Origin of the sequence: Flavobacterium sp., from assembly GCF_031381455.1 — a bacterium.
Classification (GTDB): domain Bacteria; phylum Bacteroidota; class Bacteroidia; order Flavobacteriales; family Flavobacteriaceae; genus Flavobacterium.
In genome coordinates, this window is sequence record NZ_JANMXZ010000043.1 from 12400 (window position 1) to 30356 (window position 17957).

Annotated in this window: 17 protein-coding genes; 8 read left to right on the forward strand and 9 right to left on the reverse strand. The window is 34.4% G+C overall.

Going from position 1 to position 17957, the window contains the following annotated elements; genetic code table 11:
* Positions 1-9: 9 nt before the first annotated feature.
* From RMN97_RS10630 to RMN97_RS10640, 3 genes are all read left to right on the forward strand, one after another.
* The gene (locus RMN97_RS10630) at positions 10-1662 is read left to right on the forward strand and encodes a glycoside hydrolase family 16 protein (RefSeq protein ID WP_309614497.1); all 1653 of its coding nucleotides are present in this window, start codon (positions 10-12) and stop codon (positions 1660-1662) included.
* Positions 1663-1781: 119 nt separating this feature from the next.
* Complete coding sequence (locus RMN97_RS10635) at positions 1782-2543, forward strand: glycoside hydrolase family 16 protein (protein ID WP_309614498.1); 762 nt, start codon at positions 1782-1784, stop codon at positions 2541-2543.
* Positions 2544-2726: 183 nt separating this feature from the next.
* On the forward strand, positions 2727-3314 hold the full coding sequence (locus RMN97_RS10640) for a sigma-70 family RNA polymerase sigma factor (RefSeq protein WP_309614499.1): 588 nt from the start codon (positions 2727-2729) through the stop codon (positions 3312-3314).
* 218 nt (positions 3315-3532) lie between these two features.
* Here RMN97_RS10640 and nth read toward each other — a convergent pair whose 3' ends face one another.
* Positions 3533-4198 carry an endonuclease III gene (nth, locus tag RMN97_RS10645; protein ID WP_309614500.1) on the reverse strand — a complete coding sequence of 222 codons (666 nt, stop codon included), beginning with the start codon at positions 4196-4198 and terminating at the stop codon, positions 3533-3535.
* 78 nt (positions 4199-4276) lie between these two features.
* Between nth and bcp the strand changes: the two genes are divergently transcribed.
* Complete coding sequence (gene bcp / locus RMN97_RS10650) at positions 4277-4729, forward strand: thioredoxin-dependent thiol peroxidase (RefSeq protein ID WP_309614501.1); 453 nt, start codon at positions 4277-4279, stop codon at positions 4727-4729.
* Positions 4730-4811: 82 nt separating this feature from the next.
* On the opposite strand, the gene RMN97_RS10655 is transcribed toward bcp, so the two are convergent.
* A complete protein-coding gene (locus RMN97_RS10655) occupies positions 4812-5270 on the reverse strand; it encodes a PA2169 family four-helix-bundle protein (protein WP_309614502.1) in 459 nt (152 codons plus the stop codon).
* A 152-nt stretch (positions 5271-5422) separates the two neighbouring features.
* The gene (locus RMN97_RS10660) at positions 5423-6892 is read right to left on the reverse strand and encodes a TonB-dependent receptor (RefSeq protein WP_309614503.1); all 1470 of its coding nucleotides are present in this window, start codon (positions 6890-6892) and stop codon (positions 5423-5425) included.
* A 138-nt stretch (positions 6893-7030) separates the two neighbouring features.
* Here RMN97_RS10660 and RMN97_RS10665 point away from each other — a divergent pair, with 138 nt between their 5' ends.
* The 3 genes from RMN97_RS10665 to RMN97_RS10675 are packed head-to-tail and all read left to right on the forward strand — an operon-like array spanning position 7031 to position 8835.
* A complete protein-coding gene (locus RMN97_RS10665; protein ID WP_309614504.1) occupies positions 7031-7798 on the forward strand; it encodes an MBL fold metallo-hydrolase in 768 nt (255 codons plus the stop codon).
* A gap of 4 nt (positions 7799-7802) precedes the next feature.
* Positions 7803-8327, forward strand: coding sequence for a hypothetical protein (locus RMN97_RS10670; protein WP_309614505.1), 525 nt, complete (start codon positions 7803-7805; stop codon positions 8325-8327).
* Positions 8328-8346: 19 nt separating this feature from the next.
* Positions 8347-8835, forward strand: a complete 489-nt coding sequence (locus RMN97_RS10675; protein ID WP_309614506.1) for a hypothetical protein — start codon at positions 8347-8349, stop codon at positions 8833-8835.
* A 39-nt stretch (positions 8836-8874) separates the two neighbouring features.
* Here the strand turns inward: RMN97_RS10675 and RMN97_RS10680 are convergent, their stop codons facing one another.
* The 4 genes from RMN97_RS10680 to RMN97_RS10695 are packed head-to-tail and all read right to left on the reverse strand — an operon-like array spanning position 8875 to position 13051.
* Complete coding sequence (locus RMN97_RS10680; protein WP_309614507.1) at positions 8875-9519, reverse strand: alpha/beta fold hydrolase; 645 nt, start codon at positions 9517-9519, stop codon at positions 8875-8877.
* Positions 9519-9842, reverse strand: coding sequence for a hypothetical protein (locus RMN97_RS10685; protein ID WP_309614508.1), 324 nt, complete (start codon positions 9840-9842; stop codon positions 9519-9521). The genes RMN97_RS10680 and RMN97_RS10685 overlap by 1 nt, the downstream gene beginning before the upstream one ends.
* A gap of 6 nt (positions 9843-9848) precedes the next feature.
* Positions 9849-11102 carry a dihydroorotase gene (locus RMN97_RS10690; RefSeq protein WP_309614509.1) on the reverse strand — a complete coding sequence of 418 codons (1254 nt, stop codon included), beginning with the start codon at positions 11100-11102 and terminating at the stop codon, positions 9849-9851.
* Positions 11099-13051, reverse strand: a complete 1953-nt coding sequence (locus RMN97_RS10695) for a BatA and WFA domain-containing protein (protein ID WP_309614510.1) — start codon at positions 13049-13051, stop codon at positions 11099-11101. The genes RMN97_RS10690 and RMN97_RS10695 overlap by 4 nt, the downstream gene beginning before the upstream one ends.
* 132 nt (positions 13052-13183) lie before the next feature.
* On the opposite strand from RMN97_RS10695, the gene RMN97_RS10700 reads away from it, so the two are divergent.
* Positions 13184-14287 carry a lactonase family protein gene (locus RMN97_RS10700; RefSeq protein WP_309614511.1) on the forward strand — a complete coding sequence of 368 codons (1104 nt, stop codon included), beginning with the start codon at positions 13184-13186 and terminating at the stop codon, positions 14285-14287.
* Between the two features lie 4 nt (positions 14288-14291).
* On the opposite strand, the gene RMN97_RS10705 is transcribed toward RMN97_RS10700, so the two are convergent.
* Together RMN97_RS10705 and RMN97_RS10710 are read right to left on the reverse strand one after the other, a co-directional pair.
* Positions 14292-15635: a DEAD/DEAH box helicase gene (locus tag RMN97_RS10705; protein WP_309614512.1), complete on the reverse strand. Its 1344-nt coding sequence runs from the start codon at positions 15633-15635 to the stop codon at positions 14292-14294.
* Positions 15636-15848: 213 nt separating this feature from the next.
* Positions 15849-17849: a M3 family metallopeptidase gene (locus tag RMN97_RS10710; protein ID WP_309614513.1), complete on the reverse strand. Its 2001-nt coding sequence runs from the start codon at positions 17847-17849 to the stop codon at positions 15849-15851.
* Positions 17850-17957: the final 108 nt, after the last annotated feature.

Here is a 17957-nt window from a genome sequence, read left to right on the forward strand (position 1 = left end):
AAAATAAACATGAAAAAAATAATTAACATACTTACAATTCTGACCTTATTTGTTATGGTCGGTTGTCAAGAAGATGACAAAACATTTGGTGAATTGAATACACCAACAAATCTAAATGTTATTGTTGATATTGTTGGGCAAAATGCTGAAAATCCTGATGGAGATGGTTCAGGAATGGTAAAATTTACAGCAACAGCAGATAATGCTATTTCCTATAAATATATCTTTAGCGATGGTACATCAGCCAATTCTCCCAGTGGTATTTATGAGAAGCGTTTTACGCAAACAGGAGTTAATACTTATACTGTTACTGTAATTGCATCTGGAAGAGGAGGAATAACAACAAATACCACATTAGATGTTCAAGTTAGAAGTGATTTTGCAGATAATGAAGCTGTACAATTTTTAACAGGAGGAACAGTAACAGGAAAAAGATGGTATTGGGCTGCGGCAGAACCTGGACATTTAGGAGTTGGTCAAAACGACAGTGATGCCACTAAAAATTATTATGCTAACTATTATCAAGCTGCTCCATTTGAAAAAGCTGGTTCACCTGATAGTAGCTGCTTATATGAAAATATAATGACTTTCTCTTTAGATGGAGATCAACTAAAGTTTCAATTAGACAATGGTGGGCAAACTTTTTTTAATACAGCTTTTCAAGGTGTAGTTGGTGGAACTGTAGGTTATGATTTTTGCTATAGTTATGATACAAGTGGTGTTAAAACTATTTCATTAAGTCCATCTGAATCAGTAGTGGTAGCTAATAATGTTCCTGGTCAAACAAGAGGAACAATGTTAAACATTTCTGACGGTGGATTTATGGGCTATTATATTGGACAAAGTTCTTATGAAATCTTATCAATTACAGCTAATAGAATGGTCGTTAGAGCAGTTATGGGCGGAAATCCAGCTTTAGCTTGGTATCATATTTTTTCAACATCACCTCCAACACAAGATCCAGTTACAGATTACACAAACTTGGTTTTCTCAGATGAGTTTAACACAGATGGAGCTCCAGATTCTTCAAAATGGGGTTATGATTTAGGTAATGGTGGTTGGGGTAATGGTGAAGCTCAATTCTACACCAATAGTTCTGATAACGTTACTGTTTCTGGAGGTAATTTAAGAATTACTGCTAAAGTGCAATCTTTAGGCGGATCAAGCTATACCTCTGCAAGACTAAAATCAGAAAATAAATTTGAATTTACTTATGGTAAAATAGAGTTTAGGGCAAAAATGCCAACCGGCGGAGGAACATGGCCAGCATTATGGGCATTAGGACAAAATTATGCAACAAATATTTGGCCAGCTTGTGGAGAAATTGATGTAATGGAACACAGAGGTAACACACCAAATGTTATTCATGGAACGCTACATTATCCCGCAGTTTCCCCTGGTGCCGGAAATACTAATTCTACCACAATTTCAAATGCTTCTACAGAATTCCATATTTATAAAGCTATTTGGACACCTACATCTATTAAGTTTTATGTTGATAATGTGTTGTATCATTCAGTTGCAAATTCAAATTCCTTACCATTTAATAGCGACTTTTTTTTGATAATGAATGTAGCAATGGGAGGAACTTTTGGAGGCACTATTGATCCGGCATTTGTTCAATCAACTTTGGAAGTTGATTATGTTAGAGTATATCAATAATGTTTTTTACATACTTTTTTTAGTAGATCAATTGATAGAAGGTTAAATTTTATTTAACCTTCTTTTTTGTTAGCCTTTTAAAAAATCACAAACAACAGTAAAATATTAAACAAACTTTTATGAAATATAGTATGCTACTTTCTATACTTATTGTTAATTTTTGTGCAGCTCAAGTATCAAATCGAAAATTGGTATGGGAGGAAAATTTTGGTAACAAAACTCTTAACGAAGATGATTGGAATTTCGAACTAGGAGATGGTTGTCCCAATATTTGTGGCTGGGGGAATAATGAAAAGCAACTATATACAAAGACTAACCATAATATTCATGATGGATATCTAAAGATTGATATAAAGAAAGAAGGAGAAAAATATACTTCCACAAGAATAACTACTGCGAAAAAAAAGGAATTTACATATGGTCTTATGGAAGTACGTGCTAAGATCCCATTTGGTAAGGGAATATGGCCTGCATTTTGGATGCTTGGTTCAAATTTTTCAACAGTAGGATGGCCAAAATGTGGTGAAATAGATATATTAGAATATGTAGGTCGTGAACCTAATATAATATTTACATCATTGCATACTCAAGATAGTCATGGAAATACTATTAATACTAAAAAAACCAAAATTCAAGGAATAGAGAATGGCTTTCATATATACGCCATGGATTGGACAAAAGATAAAATCGAATTCTTTGTAGATAATCTTTCAGTCTATGTTTTTTCACCAGTTGTTAAAAATGATAACATATGGCCTTACAACCAACCCTTTTATTTTATCATAAATGTAGCTGTTGGTGGAAATTTTGGTGGAAATATAATTGACGATTCTGCTTTCCCTCAAGAATTTTTGATTGATTATATACGCGTCTATCAATAATAATTTAGAGTCTTTTTATAGTTTTTTAACTTTTTTTATCGTTTTTTTTAATTTAATTTGTTTTTTAAATTAAAAATATGTTAAATTTGACTAATAAATAACTCTCAAATCGCATTTGCCTATACAAAAAATTACTTTTTAGATTAAAAAATCTCTTTTTAACCCTTACTAAAAAGTAATATTATGGTAAAATCAAATCTTTCCGATGCTATATTGGTAAATAACTACATCGCTGGCGATGAGAATTCTCTTGCTTTATTAATTGACAGACACCAATCCCGAATTTACGGTTATATATTTTCTAAAGTTTCTGATAGAGACTTAACAGAAGATATTTTTCAAGAAACTTTCTTCAAAGTTATTCACACACTTAAAACTAAAAAATACTATAATGAGGAAGGTAAATTTCTATCATGGGTTTTGCGTATTGCTAGTAATCTGATAGTGGATAAATTCCGTAATGATAAAAAAATGCCTCTAAAAAGGGACACTGAAGAATTTTCTATTTTTTCAAATATAAAAGACAATTCTCTTGATGTAGAAAAAAAATTAATCAAAAGTCAAGTAGATATTGATTTAAAAATGATAATTGAAAAGCTGCCACATGATCAAAAAGAAGTGATTATGATGCGTTATTATTCGGACATGAGCTTTAAGGAAATTGCTGATTTTACTGGGGTTAGCGTAAATACTACCCTTGGAAGAATGCGTTATGCTATTACTAATTTAAGAAAGGTTATAGAAAAAAATAAAATTTATTTACCTTCTTAAATAATAAAATATACTTTTTTGCGTTATTATAGTATCAACTAAACCAATTTAATTTTTGTATGGCAAAACTTTACTCAAAAAGAAAATTAGCACCAAAAAAAATGTTACCTAAAAATGAAACTATTCGTTTAATCCTACAATATTCTTGTGCATTAAATATTGTTAAGATTGGTAATATTAATTTCGATCTCATTGCTAATTAAGACATCCCGTCTCGTTTAAACGATACGGGATGTTTTTTTATAATACTCTTCCAACACCGATTTTCTCCCAATGATTTTGGTAATTGGGTCGTTTTCTATATTCCAGCCTCTTGCCGGAGAATATTCTCTTCCATACCAAATAATTTGAAGGTGTAAATCATTCCATAGTTCTTTTGGAAAAATAGCTTTGGCATCTTTTTCGGTTTGCTGAACATTTTTTCCGTTGGTTAAATTCCAGCGATACATCAAGCGATGAATATGCGTATCTACAGGAAAAGCCGGAACTCCAAAAGCTTGTGACATCACCACACTAGCTGTCTTGTGCCCAACAGCTGGCAGCGCTTCTAAAGCTTCAAATGATTGTGGAACAAGACCGTTATGTTTTGCGATTAATATTTCCGACAATCCATGAATGCCTTTTGATTTCATTGGTGAAAGTCCACATGGTCGGATGATTTCTTTGATTTCTTCTACAGAAAGTTTCACCATATCATAAGGATTATGAGCTTTTGCAAATAGGATAGGAGTAATTAGATTGACACGAACATCAGTGCATTGAGCCGATAGCAAAACGGCAATGAGTAAAGTATATGGGTCTTTATGATTAAGTGGAATCGGAATCTCCGGATAAATTTCTTTTAACGTATTTATAACAACTGTTGCACGTTCTTGTTTGGTCATTTTAACTAAATTTGATTTGTAAAAATACTAAATAAAACTCACCTACTTAATAACTCAGTAATTCAGCAACTTTAAAAAATGACAACACTAAAAAAAGGAGACAAAGCACCCGATTTTTCAGGGTTTGACCAAGACAATAAATTTCACCAATTAGAAAATTATGCCGGAAAAAAGTTGGCAGTTTTCTTTTATCCAAAAGCGGATACACCTGGATGTACAGCAGAAGCTTGTGATTTACGAGATAATTTTGAACGTTTTAAAGCTAACAATTATGAATTACTTGGAGTAAGTGCTGACAGTGCTAAAGCTCAAAGCAAATTTAAAGACAAATTCAAACTTCCTTTTCCTTTATTGGCAGATGAAGATAAATCGGTTATTGAAGCCTTTGGCGTTTGGGGACCAAAAAAATTCATGGGAAGAGAATATGAAGGTATAAGCAGAACCACTTTTGTGATCAACGAAGATGGAATAATAGATGAAGTAATTACCGATGTGAAGACTAAAGCACATGCAGCTCAGATATTGAAGTAAATATCTTTAATTATATAAAAAATTTCCGACGGTGTAAACCTATCGGAATTTTCTTTTTCATAGCAAAATTTTGTTCGTATATCTATGAAGTTACCAAAGCATCTCTCATTGATTTTACTTTGTCATGATCAGCTTTTATAACAGAATGCTGATCTCTTATCATATTTTGCTGTTCAGATGTCAATTCTTGCAAGTCATCTTTTAATACTTTTTCATAAGTGCCTTTTGCAACATCTTCACCATATTCGCAGGAGTCGAGAATTAATTTATGGTCTTTTCCCGTTAGTGCTGCTTTTACATCCATCCACACACGGAAGAATTTTCCAGATGTTTTAGTGCCTTCAGCAACTTCGCCTGCTAATCGGTTTACTTCACCTTCTAATTCGGTTTTACATTTTTGGCTGTTTCTGATAAAGCCTGAAAACAAAGTTTTTAAATCTTGCTCGTCTGTTTCTTCTGAAGCAGTTTGATAACCTTCAATTCTATCATTGTTTATAGTTATCAATTCGTTTAGTACATCAATTGTTTTTGCAGTTTCCATAGTATTTAATTTTATTTAATTTATAAATACAAAGTTGGTATTCGTTGTTCAAGTTTGTGTTACAAAATCCTAGTGGATACTTACATGATTAACTGTTAAAAAAAATCCGGACTGCTTTCACAATCCGGATTTATCATTTATATAGTAATTACTTATACTATTTTCTGTAATACTCTGTTAGGGTCATACCCAAAAAGTTGGTGTTTCTTGATTATTTCTGCAATCCCTTCTGGAAGTAGTTCTTCCCAACCTGAAGTTCCGGTGCTAATCATTTTTAAAACTTCTCGAGAGAAAATTTTAAGGTGTCCTTTATCAAAATCAGTGATATCAACTACTTTTCCGTTATAAGCAAAGAATTTGTACAATTCTTTCATTCGTGGATGCACTTTTAGGTTTTGGGAATTAATTATTTCTCCAGTTTCATCTTCCATTGGATACAAGAAAACTTTTAAATCACGATAGAATAATTTTCCGAATGCTTCCAGAATTCCACCACTCAAATGGCGATAATATTTTTCGTCAAAAATGTCAACCAAATTATTCACTCCCATTGCTAATCCCATTCTGGCTTTGGTGTAACTAGCAAAATATTCAACCACTTTATAATATTCTTGGAAATTAGAAATCATTACGGTTTGGCCTAACGCACATAACAATTCAGCTCTATCCATAAAATCTCTTTCATCAATTTCACCTTCAGAGCGTAAATTTGATAAAGTAATTTCAAAAACTACTAAGGCATTTTCTTTTTCAACTTTACTTTCTTCCAAGAACATTTTCAATGATCTCTCATACATGTCCATATTTACTTGAGTAACCGGACGAAAACTTCCTCGTAGCGCTAAGATATTTTTTTTGTAAAGAATTGAAGCAGGAAGAATATTTTGTCCGTCCGGACCAAACATCACCGCATCGGTCATGCCATTTTTTACTAATTGCAAACTCATCAATCGATTATCAACATTGGCAAAACGTGGTCCTGAAAAGTTGATTGTATCAATCTCAAGTTGGTCTTTATCTAAATGGTCGTATAAATAACGCAATAATTTTTTTGGGTCATTGTATTTATAAAACGCACCAAAAATCAAATTAACACCAAGTACTCCTAGAGTTTCCTGTTGTAATCGGGCATCATTTTCTTTAAAACGGATGTGTAATGTGATTTCGTTGTAATCTTCTTCAGCTTCAACTTGGTATTTTATTCCAACCCAACCATGACCTTTGAATTGTTTTGCAAAATCAATAGTAGAAACGGTATTGGCATAACTGAAAAACATTTTGTTAGGGTGTTTGTCTCTGCTTAATCGTTTTTCAATCAATTCAACTTCGTGAGTTAACATATTTTTTAAACGACTTTCAGTCACATATCTACCATCATCTTCAATCCCATAAATAGCGTCACTAAAATCTTTATCATAAGCAGACATTGCTTTTGCAATGGTTCCAGATGAACCACCAGCTCTAAAAAAATGTCTTACTGTTTCTTGGCCGGCGCCAATTTCCGCAAAAGTTCCGTAGATATTTTCGTTAAAGTTAATTCGCATTGCTTTGTCCTTCAATGAAGGAACTTGCTCGATAACTTTGTCGCCTTTTAATTTTATATATGAATCTGATCTTTCCATAAGAAGTTTAATACTTTGCAAAGTTACTAAAATACCTATTTTTATAAAAGATAATTAACTCCTAATTTTGTAATTATTTACATTAAAAAAATTACTTTTATAAGTACTTTAAAAATAAACCTCAAAAACCGTGCTATTATGCAAGTTTATTTTCTTGGCACCGGGACTTCACAAGGTATTCCTGTAATAGGGAGTAATCATCCTGTTTGTAAAAGTGCTGACTCAAAAGATAAAAGATTACGTGTTTCGGTTTGGATTACTTGGGATGATAATTCGGTAGTCATTGATTGCGGTCCCGATTTCAGGCAGCAAATGCTATCTTCTGGTTGTGAAAAACTCGATGCCATACTTTTTACACATGAGCATGCTGATCATACAGCAGGCTTGGATGATATTCGACCTTTTTTCTTTAGACAGAAAAAGGATATACCAGTTTATGGGCATTCGCGAGTTTTAGAAAACCTAAACAGGCGATTTGATTATATTTTTGAAACTGAAAACAAGTATCCGGGCGCACCCGGAGTTCAAATGTTTGCTGTAAATAATAATGAAGATTTTAAAATTGGGCAAACTAAAATTACACCTGTGGAAGTCAATCACGGAAACCTTCAGGTTTTTGGTTATAGAATTCAGGATTTTGTATATTTAACCGATGTAAAAACTATCGATAATGCTGAAATTGAAAAACTAAAAGGGGCAAAGGCATTGGTTGTGAATGCTTTGCGCGAAGAACCACATCAAACACATTTTAGTTTGCAGGATGCATTAGATTTTATACATTTGGTTCAACCCGAAAGAGCTTATTTGACACACATCAGTCATCTCTTGGGTTTTCATAAAGAAGTTCAACAACGATTGCCGAAAAATGTCTTTTTGGCTTATGACAATTTAACAATTACGCTTTAGTTTTATGAGAAAATCACTTTTTTTATATCTTTTTATTATTGCAGTTTTGATGAATATTTTTACTTATAAATATTTTACATCAAAAGAAAGTAGTGAACAAAAAGCAACAACAGAATCGAATGCTGATACATTGATTACTTCTAAAGTTTTGTCTGACAGTATCACGCATTTGTATAATAAACTCAATGATGCTAATGCTTTTTCTTTAGAAAACAACGATAGAGCGCAAAACTATTTGTATGAAAGCAACAAAATAAATGATGTTCCTGCTTTTGCTGAGAAAGTAAAACAAGCGCTTTTGAGTTATAATGATAGCCCGGAAGGAAATAAATATACAGACCAAGTTAAGATGAGCAATCAAAAGTTTATCATCAATAGTATAAAGCTTTTAAATCATCGATGGGTAATTGCTAATTATAGTAATGGACAACTTTGGGGAGAAGTGTTGTTGAAATATTTTGTTGAAGAGAATGGCAGTATTTCATTTGAAATAATGAATTCTTATTTATATCCTGCTAATTTAAATTAGTATTTAACACCATTTGAGTATGAAAAAAATAACCACGCTTTTAATGACAGTACTAATAGTTAGTTCCTGCAGACTAATCGATCAGCAAGATGATGCAAACGAAAAACCTACTGTTGCTGTAACTACAAAAGACTCAACCATGGTTAATGATAAGGACGAAAATGGTTGTTTAGCTTCTGCCGGTTATGTATGGTCAAAAGTGAATAAGGAATGTGTAAAAGGTTTTTCGGGTATTCAGTTAAATCCAACGGGCAAACAGGATAATCAGGACGAAACTTTGAGCGCTTATGTATTGTTTAACGAAGATGCCAGTCAAGCTGAAGTTTTTCTTCCAAAAGATACCGCTTCTATAGTTCTAACAAGAGGAGCTGAAGGCAAACCATGGATTTTAAAGGATTGGCAACTCGTACCTTGGAAAGGATATGTACTCAAAAAAGGTGCTGTGAATATGTTTTCCGGCGATGGTGAAATAGGTAAAAAGGAAATAGAAACGGATACACAACAATAGTAGAAAAGGTATTGAAATCAATCTGGATTTTTTTTGTTTTTATGATTGCAACCAATTTTTAAAATCAAAGAAGTTTTGCGGTGCAACTCCATGTCCTACAGGATATTCTTTATATACAACGGGAATCCCTAAACTTTCTATAACAGGTATTGATTTTCGTGCCCATTCTACCGGAATAACCTGATCAACATTTCCATGTGAAGCAAAGATTTTCATATTACTAAAATCATTTGTTGCAAAACCTTTTGCAGCAATTTCAGTATTCAAATAACCACTCATGGCTACTAATCGCTGTACTTTTTCTGGATAAGATAATCCCACAGCATAACTTAAAATCGAACCCTGACTAAAACCAATCAGTGTCACATTTTCTGAATCAATAGGATAAGTAGCAACCAATTCATCAATGAAATTAGCAATACTATCTCTGGATTGTTGCGCCTGAACAATATCAGAAAACTTATTTTCATCAGCATCAAAATTAATCGCATACCAAGCATAACTTCCATACATCATGTCATAAGGCGCACGAGCAGAAATCACATAGTATTCATCCGGAAGTTCAGTAGCAAACGAAAATAAATCCTCTTCATTACTGCCATAACCGTGAAGCAATAGGAGTAAAGGGTTTTTATCCAATTTTATTTTTGGTTCTCTGACTAAGTGGTGAAGCGATAAACTCATTACAAACTTTTAAATGTAGATTGAAAAAATGCTCCTACTACAGGTAACTCTCGTTTTTGACCTTGTAATGCTCCCGAAAATCCATAAATCCAAAGGATAAAATAAAAGATGTAAAAGGCTGAAGTTGCTGTCCAGCTATTGGCATAACCCACAAAATAGCCCAGCAAAAAGAACGATATAAATAATCCTAACGCTTGGCGAATATGAAAAGAAGCAAAATCGCTCCTCTTTTCTTCCTGATTCATAAAAATAGCAATCACACTTCCAATAATGGTTAAGTACGCAACGATTGCCGTATTTTTTGATTTTTCAAAATTTTCCATACCCTTTTATGATAAAATTAATTTTCCTTGATTGTAAATTCCGATAGCTTTCCCTTTCATTGGTTGTCCAAGGAAAGCTGTGTTTTTTGATTTTGATAATATATGTTCTTTACTAAATGTCCAATTATCAGTAGTTGTGAACAGTGAAATCGAAACTTTATTTTTAGCTGCAATTTCTTGACTTTCAAGATTTAAAATAACTTTACCAGAAGTTAATTTTTCTATTATTTTGTCTAAAGGCAATACAGTTAGCAATGCCCCAAAAGCACTTTCCAAACCAATGGTTCCGTTTTTAGCCAAATCAAATTCCATCTTTTTGTTTTCAATGTCAATCGGATTATGGTCGCTTGTGATGCAGTCAATAGTGTTGTCTTTAATTCCGGCAAGTAATGCTTTTCTATCTTCTTCGGTTCGCAATGGTGGCGTAACTTTATATCTCGAATCAAATCCTTCTAGTTTTTCATCCGTCAAAACTAAATGATGTACTGAAACGCTACACGTAACGTTCAATCCTTTCTTCTTCGCTTCTTTAATTAGTGCTACCGATTTAGCTGTTGAAATTGTTGGAATGTGTAATTTTCCGCCTGTATATTCCAGTAAGAATAAGTTTCTGGTAACAATAAGTTCTTCTGCTAAGTTGGGAATTCCTTTTAATCCTAATCGTGTGGAAACGATACCTTCATTGGCAACACCATTCCCTTTGATAGTTTCATCTAAGCAAAACGCTATCACTAATGCGTCAAAATCCTGTGCATATTGCAAGCCAATTTTCATCAGATTTGCATTTGACAAACTCTTTCCGTAATCTCCAAAAGCAACCGAGCCTGCGTTTTTCATATCATAGAGTTCGGCTAAATCTTTTCCTTCACTTGCCTTGGTCAAAGCGCCAATCGGGAATAATTCGGTAGCAAAACCTTTAGCTTTTTGTTTTACAAAATGAACTTGTGATTGATTGTCGATGATAGGATAGGAGTTGGGTTGCAAAGCAATACCTGTAAATCCACTTTTAGCGGCAGTTTCCAATCCGTTGGCTATGGTTTCTCTATCTTCAAAACCCGGTTCGCCAAAGGAAACGCTGGTATCAAACCAACCTTGAGAAATATGAAGGTCTTGTTGTTCAAATTCCTGATGTGTATCCGATTTTGGTAATAAGACTCCAATTTTCTCGAAGATGCCATTCGTAATTTTCACATCAACTTTTTGATTATTAAACGGACTTTGTGGGTCAATAATCGTAGCTTTTCGGAGGATTAGGTTCATTTTACAAATTTTTGAATGAGTAGTTCTAATGCTAAAAAGAGTAAGGCTAAAATCACAAACCATTTCCAGATTTGCGTGTCGGTTCTATCGGTCTGAATGGTATTGAATACGGTTTCAATATCATCAATTTCTTTAAAGTTGTTTGCGGCATCAGGGTTTGCCAATGACAAATTACTTTCGGTACGATTATAATTAAAACTGATGTTTTGTACCAGATTCGTTCCGTTAAAGATACTAAAATTTCCAGCTTCTGTTGGACTTTCATTAAAAGTCATTTTGACTTTCGTGTTCAACAATTGTTGTACGGGAATAAAACTTTCTGAACTGTTTTTTATCGTTAGAATCTCATCTTTTGATAACAAAGCATCGACTACAAAAGGTTGGTCTTCTCCAATGATAAGTGCATTTACACCAGTTTTCTGACTGCTCTGTGCCATATTGTAGAAGGTCGGAACAATTAGTGGCGAGTTTTGGAAATTACTGTTGGTTTTGTTAATTGGTGCCGCAAAAACATAAACTGAAGATAAGTCATTTGGCAACGAAGTCAGGAACGGGCTTTGATCATCATAAGTCAATATCGATGGCGTTGTACTGCTCAATCCGAACGCTTTTTTAGTCGTCGGATATTGAAAATTATCAGTCTTCTTTTCAAATACCGAACTGAATAACGGATGATTAAAATTAATCTTCGTCACTTTCTTTTCAACTTGTGTTGCGGTTTTGAATTGTCCCGAAGCTTCGGGACTACCAAAGTTGGACATAAACGAATTCAATGCAGTTATATTGTTTTCCTGCGCGGGAATGACAACCAGGTTTCCGCCTTTTGTAACAAAAGATTTTAGTGTAGTTTGCAAGGCTTGTGGAATATCTGATAATTCATTCAACACAATCGCATCTTGTTTTTCTAACTGATTATAATCCAAATTCGCTATCGGGAAATTGTTGTAATTGAACTCATCATTCGTATAAATACGCGCCAGGAAATTACTCTTATCGGTCTCGCCAATGCTGATTACATTGGTTTTGCTTGGTTTTGATATACTGAAATAATACGTATTGTCATATGCTAACCCTTTGTCAGTTATCGAAACATAGCCATGAAAATCTTCCTTTGGAATCGTAAATTTAATAGTTTGAATATTGCTATTGCCATTGTCATTGAAATTGATAATGGTTTTAGCTACCATCTTATTTTTATTGTACAAAGCAATTGGAATATCCTTGAAGTCTTCCCCATTTGCAGATAACTTTATACCAATTTCATAAAAGCTGTCCAATGTTTGTTGAATATAAACACTATCAATGGCGATGTTGTTTTTTTGTTCCGCTTCGGGAATGATGAAGTATATGTTATCTTCTTTTCTAAAGCTTTTGGTTTGATTGGTTACTAAACCTACAGCATCGGTAATTACGATAATATCTTTGTTGAAAGCTGATTTGCGCGCATTGACTTTGGCAATCAAGTTATCCAAACGAAATGCGGATGCACTGTATTTCAAGTCCTGCAAATCTTTTTGAATGGCCTTGATATCGGTGTTCCAATAATTATCAGAATTGGTAATCAAAGAGAAGTTCTGTGCTTCGGGAGTATGTTCCAGTAAATCCTGAACGGCGCGCTTTAGCAATTCTCCTTTTTTGCCTTTGGCCTGCATACTAAAGGAATTGTCGAGTATGATGTACATTTCGTTCGTGTTCTTTTTACTGTCCTTGGCAGCAAAGAATGGTTGGGCGAAAGCCAATATCAAAAAGGTAAGCAGCAATAAACGTGTCAAAAGCAACAGCCATTTTTTGATGGTAGAGCTTTTTCGGGTTTGTACCGAAAGTTCTTTTAGGAATTGTACGTTGGTGAAATATTCTTTCTTGAAGCGACGCAGTTGAAATAAATGAACCAGAATTGGGATGACCAATAAGAAAAGAAAGTAAAGGACCTCTGGGTGTTTGAACTGCATTATTTATAAAGATTTGTCAAAAATAGTAAAAAGCGTTCAGTGTTCAGTGTTCATGGTAATATTTTTTTTAAATTATTAAATGTACTTTCACAACCTATCTGTTATTTTTGTCTTTCGTTAAAAGCTATTCATATGATAAAATATTCCGCCTTATTTTCCGTTATTTTCTGTCTGAGTACAAATGCCCAACAAAGTCGCAATAATTTAATTATTGGTACCTACACAAACACCTGTGTAAGCGGCGGAATGTATGTCTATTATTTTAATACTGATACGGGAGATGTTCAATTAAAGGCGGCTACAAAAAGTATTGTAAATCCAAGCTTTTTGACCTTTTCAGCGGATAAGAAATATGTTTACAGTGTAAATGAAAATGGCAATGACAGTCAGGTGAGCGCGTTTCATTTTTATTCAGACAGTGGAAACCTGCAGTTTTTGAACTCGAAAAGTTCTGAAGGGAATGACCCGTGCCATATCATTAATGATGATAAATATGTTTTCGTTGCCAATTACAGTGGTGGAAATATTACTGTTTTTAATAAAAATGATGATGGAACTATTGGCAGGTTCAAACAAATTATAAAGCAGAATGTTCAAAGTGCTAGTGATGATAAGCCTGAAGTCTCACATATGCACATGCTACAGTTTACAGCGGATAAAAAGTACCTTATCGCTAGTGATTTAGGAAAGAATTATATTTATGTATATCGCTACAATCCAGATGGTGTTGAGGATGTATTAGAGTTTAGCAATTTTTTAAGAGTCAAAAATGGGAGTGGACCTAGACATTTTACTTTTAGTCCTAATGGTCAGTTTGTTTATCTTCTTAATGAATTAGATGGTTCGTTATTGGTATTTAAAAATAATAATGGCGAATTGAAATTACTTCAAGAGAATACGATTGTTGCCAAAAAGTTTAAGGGTAAAACAGCTGCCGCAGATATTCATATTACAGCCGATGGAAAGTTTTTATATGCTACTAATAGAGGAGATGCAAATACAATAAGTTGCTTCGAAATTAAAAAGAACGGAAAGCTAAAATTGCTTCAGACTACAAGTACTCTTGGCAAAGGACCACGTAACTTTGCTATTGATCCATCAGGAAAGTTTCTTTTGGTGGCACATCAATACACCAACGATGTCGTAATCTTTACTATTGATAAGACTAGAGGCACATTAACTGATTCAGGTAAACGAATTGCTTTATGTTCTCCAGTTTGCCTTGTTTTTGAGTAGGATGTTATTTCTTCTTTTTCTTTGCTGCTCTGGTTTTCAATATATTTCTATTAACAGATGTACCGGTTTTTTTTTTGGTTTTTGATGGTCCGCCAAGATTTACTTTTGTATTCTTCTTTGCCTTTTCATGAAACGACGCGCCGCCTTCCAATTTATTGGTTTTCAGGATGACCTTCATTTTCTTTCTGTCTTTTTCGAATTCCAATAGACGGGTAGCTACTTCAACTGTTGCTGGTAAATCTAAAATCTTGATTTCTTTATCCATAAGCATTTCAGCTTCTATTTGAATTTCCTGCTCATGAGCACCAATCAAACTAATTGCAATACCCGATTTGTCTGCACGACCGGTACGACCAATTCGGTGAATGTATTGTTCCGGAACTTCCGAAAACTCTACGTTGATAACGTGTGTTACATCCGAAATATCCAAACCTCTAGCCATTACATCTGTAGTGACAATTCCTCTTATTTCACCAGCTTGGAAGGAAGCCATAGTTTGCAAACGGTAGTTCTGTGATTTGTTGGAATGGATGATTCCAAATTGCTCCGGATAGATTTCATCCAGCTTGACTGCCAGTAAATCGGCGGTCTTTTTATTGTTTACAAAAAGCAAAATTCTTTCTAACCCTTCGTCTTTTAGTAGTTCAACTATTAGGTTTATCTTGGTCAAAAAGTTAGGCACAAAGTAACCTAATTGTTCTATTTTTTCTAAGGGTGTTCCCGATTTTTCTAAAGTAACTTCTTCAGGGAAATCAAAATAATCTTCCAACATATCATCTACCTCATCGGTCATGGTTGCCGAAAACAATATGTTCTGGCGTTTACCTTTTATCATCGATAGGATGGAAGTAACCTGAGTTCTGAAACCTAAATTCAGCATTTCGTCAAATTCGTCAATCACAAGTTTTTGCAAACTGTCAAAACGGATTACGTTATCCAAAGCCAAATCCATTACACGACCCGGAGTTCCAACCAAAACATCAATTCCCTGATAAACGGATTTCTTTTGGGTATTGATATTCACACCACCATAAACGCCCAAAGTTCTAACCGACATGTATTGTGTGAGTTTTTCTACTTCTGCAGCTATCTGTACAACAAGTTCTCGGGTTGGCACCAGAATTACAATTCGTGGCGTATCGGTTGCTATGAATTTCCATTGTTTTAGAATTGGCAATAAATAAGCAAAAGTTTTACCAGTACCTGTTTGTGCAATTCCCATCACATCGCGCCCTGACATAATCACCGAGAAAGATTTCTCCTGAATTGGAGTAGGCGTTGTCAGCCCCAATTCGTCAATGGCTTTTTGTAATGATTTAGGAAGATTGAATTGCTCGAAAGTGCTCATTATAGGTGTAATTTGATGGCAAAGATAGGGAATTCTATTCGATACGTCAGTTCGAGTGTTTTTTGTTACGCAGTGACTCGAACGTAAGCGAATTTATGAACAAACAAAAAATGTATCGAGAACCCTCTTTAAAGAAGTGTTCTCGATACATTTTTTATTCCACTGCGTTCCTAAAAAATACTCGAACTGACGGCGGAATTTGAGTTACATTAACTAAAGCCCCAAACTCTTAACATACGCCTTATTATCCGATGGTCTTCCCAAAAATTCATTGACCGCTTTTACAATATCCTTTTGTGTTCCGTTAGCAAGGATTAGTTTGCGGTATCTCACACCGGTTTTAGTATCCAAAAGGCCATTCTTTTCAAATTGGGTAAACATATCCAGCGCATAAACTTCAGACCATAAATACCCATACATATATACAGGATGTGTATTCACGTGAATCCAGTTGGCCTGATAATGCGTTTGTGCATAAAAATCCATAACATCCAATTGCTTATTAGTTTGTTGCCAGATATCATCGGTTGGAGTAGGATTAGCCGGGTTGTATTTGTCATACAGATTCATGTCGAATAAACAACGTTGCAGCATTTGTATAGCGCCCAAACCGGAGCCCACTTTCTTAGACTCAAGCATTTTATCAAAAGTTGCCTGTGGAAGTGTTTCACCTGTTTTGTAGTTTTTGGCAAACGTACTTACAATGCCGAAATCCAAAACCCAGTTTTCAAATATCTGCGACATGGCTTCTGTAAAGTCGGCTTTTGATTCCTGCTGTGCCGAGAATTCTCCATGATACGACATCATGTTCATGATATGTCCAAATTCATGAAACAGTGTTTTCAACTCTTTCTGACTCAATAGCGAAGGTTGTGTCTTAGTTGGCTTTGTAAAATTACCAAGCAGCATGGCTACCGGTATTTCTTTTCCTTTTCCTGAAACAATGTTTACGCCATAAAACCAGGTTTCCTTATTTGGTCTCGGAAATAAATCCAAATAAAAACGTCCTTTTAGTTTTCCGCTTTCATATACCTCATACATGTCCACATCATCATTCCAAACAGAAGGGTTATTTACTTTTTTAAATTCTAATCCCAACAGCTTTTGATAAATGTCCATCATACCTTTCAGGCATCCTTCCATTGGAAAGTACTCACGAAGCTCTTCGTTGTTTATTTGGTATTGTTTTTTGATTATCTGATTTTTATAAAACGCAACATCCCAAGGCTCTAATTTAACTTCCTGGTTGGCTAATTCCACTTTCTTTTCAAGATCTAAAAGTGCCACATCGTTCTTAGCTTTTTCTTTTGAGCGGCTTATCAAATCATTAAGAAAATCCCAAACGTTTTTTGGATTACCGGCCATTTTTGGAACTAGGGCATAAGCTGCATAGGTTTGATAACCCATTAGTTTGGCCAATTCATCACGCTTTTTTACCATTTCATCTAGGATAGCCAGATTTTTATCAGCTGCTCTGTTATAAAACTTAATATAATAGGACTTTCTTGTTTCCTCTGTTGTCGCATTGCTTAAAACAGGATCACTCGTTGAGTTGATAATTGGAATTTCATATTTAGCTCCGCTCAGTTCGCCTGCGGCTCGGGTTCCTTCCGCTACTTTGTAGGTCAGTTTAAAACTTTCCGGCAAACCTGCAACGCCTTTTTCATCAAGTGTCAAAATTTCTTTAGAGGAGTTCATGTTAGTGGAGTAGGAAGAAGAAAGTTCGCCTATTTCCTTGGTTAGGTTTTTGTATTTGGCAAGCTTTTCAGCACTCAGATTAACTCCCGAACGTTCAAAACCTTCTATCATATCATCTACCAAAATCTTTTTATTTCCTTTAAGCTGTTTATATGATACTGACTTTTTGAAACCGATCATCTTATCATAAATTCCTTTATCAGAATAAATAACGGTTCCTAATGAATCAAGTAACTGATAACTGGCTAAGCCTTTCTCACGAATAGCGGCATCTGTAGAAACCCAATATAGCATAAAGCAATTGTTGCTGGCTGTACCCATTTTGTTTTTGACTTCATCCATGGCACCAAAAATAGTGTTGAAGTTTGCCGTTTTTTGTTTTTTAATGGCAGCAACTATTTCGGTTACTGCATAAATAGTATGACCGGCATAGTTTTCCACATTTCGTGAAGTTACCTTGGCATAGTCAACAACTACATTGCGACCCACAAGGAATGGATTGCTGGATGCTTTCATATCGGACTGGGAAAAACTGTTGACTGAGAATAAACAAATAGGAAGCGTAAAATAAAGCAAAGTATTTTTTAAAGACATTGTGTTTAATTTTATATAAGTTTTATTGGA

Bases quoted from the DNA above. Each gene is read 5' to 3' on its own strand.
- RMN97_RS10630 (WP_309614497.1), top strand. From the start codon at position 10: ATGAAAAAAATAATTAACATACTTACAATTCTGACCTTATTTGTTATG.
- RMN97_RS10635 (WP_309614498.1), top strand. From the start codon at position 1,782: ATGAAATATAGTATGCTACTTTCTATACTTATTGTTAATTTTTGTGCA.
- RMN97_RS10640 (WP_309614499.1), top strand. From the start codon at position 2,727: ATGGTAAAATCAAATCTTTCCGATGCTATATTGGTAAATAACTACATC.
- nth (WP_309614500.1), bottom strand. From the start codon at position 4,198: ATGACCAAACAAGAACGTGCAACAGTTGTTATAAATACGTTAAAAGAA.
- bcp (WP_309614501.1), top strand. From the start codon at position 4,277: ATGACAACACTAAAAAAAGGAGACAAAGCACCCGATTTTTCAGGGTTT.
- RMN97_RS10655 (WP_309614502.1), bottom strand. From the start codon at position 5,270: ATGGAAACTGCAAAAACAATTGATGTACTAAACGAATTGATAACTATA.
- RMN97_RS10660 (WP_309614503.1), bottom strand. From the start codon at position 6,892: ATGGAAAGATCAGATTCATATATAAAATTAAAAGGCGACAAAGTTATC.
- RMN97_RS10665 (WP_309614504.1), top strand. From the start codon at position 7,031: ATGCAAGTTTATTTTCTTGGCACCGGGACTTCACAAGGTATTCCTGTA.
- RMN97_RS10670 (WP_309614505.1), top strand. From the start codon at position 7,803: ATGAGAAAATCACTTTTTTTATATCTTTTTATTATTGCAGTTTTGATG.
- RMN97_RS10675 (WP_309614506.1), top strand. From the start codon at position 8,347: ATGAAAAAAATAACCACGCTTTTAATGACAGTACTAATAGTTAGTTCC.
- RMN97_RS10680 (WP_309614507.1), bottom strand. From the start codon at position 9,519: ATGAGTTTATCGCTTCACCACTTAGTCAGAGAACCAAAAATAAAATTG.
- RMN97_RS10685 (WP_309614508.1), bottom strand. From the start codon at position 9,842: ATGGAAAATTTTGAAAAATCAAAAAATACGGCAATCGTTGCGTACTTA.
- RMN97_RS10690 (WP_309614509.1), bottom strand. From the start codon at position 11,102: ATGAACCTAATCCTCCGAAAAGCTACGATTATTGACCCACAAAGTCCG.
- RMN97_RS10695 (WP_309614510.1), bottom strand. From the start codon at position 13,051: ATGCAGTTCAAACACCCAGAGGTCCTTTACTTTCTTTTCTTATTGGTC.
- RMN97_RS10700 (WP_309614511.1), top strand. From the start codon at position 13,184: ATGATAAAATATTCCGCCTTATTTTCCGTTATTTTCTGTCTGAGTACA.
- RMN97_RS10705 (WP_309614512.1), bottom strand. From the start codon at position 15,635: ATGAGCACTTTCGAGCAATTCAATCTTCCTAAATCATTACAAAAAGCC.
- RMN97_RS10710 (WP_309614513.1), bottom strand. From the start codon at position 17,849: ATGAAAGCATCCAGCAATCCATTCCTTGTGGGTCGCAATGTAGTTGTT.